Below are 1,666 nucleotides of genomic sequence, written 5' to 3'. Positions count from 1 at the left end.
TATTTCAAAGAACTCTTTTAGATTTTAATGGGACAACAATGTTTGTAAAAGGTAAAACAATATGCGTTTTTCAGATACAGAGAACAATATGACCTTTTGCATAGGTGTGTGTTGGTTAGGAACTCCAAATATGGAGTCGTTGCAGAAAATAATGATGAACTTGAATATTATTGATAAGGATGGAAACAATGGAAGCTAATGAACTGATGCGATATGCCTATGAATTACTGCAAGGGCATTCGAATGAAGAATGTGCCCGAATATTAAGAGAAGTGGTGGCCGAGTGTCAGGTGTGTATAAAGAACTGTGAAGAAGGTGTTTTCGAAAATATGCTAAAGTAATAACAACAAGAATATGGAAATTACTCATAAAAATCAAGGAGAACTTGACTCAACCATGCTCCCATTCGTGATGAGAGAGCTGGTAGAACTGGTCATGAAGAAAAAGGCATTGCCTTTAGGCGATGCACTGTATTATATATATTCTTCCAAGTTGTATAAATCTTTGCTGGATAAGAGTACCAAGTTATGGTATTCAAGTACATTGTCGCTTTATGAAACATTGGAGAAGGAAAAAACAGAAGAAAAACGACGGTATAACGGTGACACGAAGATCCTGCTTTTCAAGATGTTCTGCATTGAGAATTATAGGGAGGAAAAGAAACAAAGTGCGGAAGAAACCTTGTTGTTGTTTTCGGACTATGGGGTTTTTGATTTTTTGGATGAGACTTTTGAAATGCTTCATACCCAAGACCCCGAATATATATTAGATACTATAACGACTTATATCAATAAAAGAAAATGAGACTATTTCATGGATCTACAGTTACCGTGAAACGCCCTAATATACAGAAAGGACGGAAGGCTACGGACTTTGGGAAGGGATTTTATACGACAACCAACTTTGAACAAGCAAAAAAATGGGCTTTGTTGAAGAAGAACAGGGAACAGAGCGAAAAAGCAATCGTCTCTGTTTATGAAGTTCCCGATGATATTCTTGATAGGGAATATCCGGTTCTTCGGTTTATGGGTGCGACAAAAGAATGGCTGGAGTTTGTTGTCAACAACCGCAGAGGAAGAGAAAACGGTGACTATGACCTAATAATGGGGCCTGTCGCAAATGACCAGTTATATGCGACAATTCGGCTTTATGAACAGAGAGTTGTTACGGCTGAAGCCGCTATTGAGATGCTGAAAGCGCATAAGTTGTTCAATCAGCTTTCATTTCATACGGTAACAGTCGCTTTGTTGTTGAAGTTTGTTGAATCAATTGAAGTGGGGTAAAGAATATGTGAAGTGAAAATAGGGGGAAGTTTATCCCCCAATGGTAAGGTTGTTTTTTGCGTCCACTTAGTTTTTTCCCACCCACCCTTTCAGCGGAGTGACTGCCCGGCAGTCTGTTGCTTACCCATATGTCCTAGCCTTTTAGGGCTGTAGATAGGTAGTTGGATATTTCGCTGCCAAATCGGCAGTCCGCTTCAATCGTTTGCTTGCTTTTCTCCGAGTGGAGCCTTTCTGCTTTTCCGGTGGTGTAATCTTCTTTTATTGGAAACAGGTGTAGTGGCTGTATGCCTGTGTGGTTATGTTCTCCCGCAGAATCCGCAAGTCAGTTCTTCCGTTGCAGCTTTTCATTTTATCGTGCAGTCACTTTTTTCGATACGTGGAAT

The 1,666-nt window shown here is 39.8% G+C and carries 2 protein-coding genes; both read left to right on the top strand.

Annotated features, from left to right (window positions below; all coding sequences use genetic code 11):
- The first annotated feature begins 354 nt into the window (after positions 1–354).
- Positions 355–804, top strand: a complete 450-nt coding sequence (locus DWX33_RS22145) for a DUF3791 domain-containing protein (protein ID WP_005868755.1) — start codon at positions 355–357, stop codon at positions 802–804.
- Positions 801–1,283, top strand: coding sequence for a DUF3990 domain-containing protein (locus DWX33_RS22140; RefSeq protein WP_005868753.1), 483 nt, complete (start codon positions 801–803; stop codon positions 1,281–1,283). Before DWX33_RS22145 ends, DWX33_RS22140 begins: the two co-directional genes overlap by 4 nt.
- Positions 1,284–1,666 lie beyond the last annotated feature (383 nt).

Source organism: Parabacteroides sp. AF19-14 (genome assembly GCF_003635485.1).
In the GTDB taxonomy this organism is placed as follows: domain Bacteria; phylum Bacteroidota; class Bacteroidia; order Bacteroidales; family Tannerellaceae; genus Parabacteroides; species Parabacteroides distasonis.
This window is presented reverse-complemented; position numbering and strand designations above follow the sequence as displayed.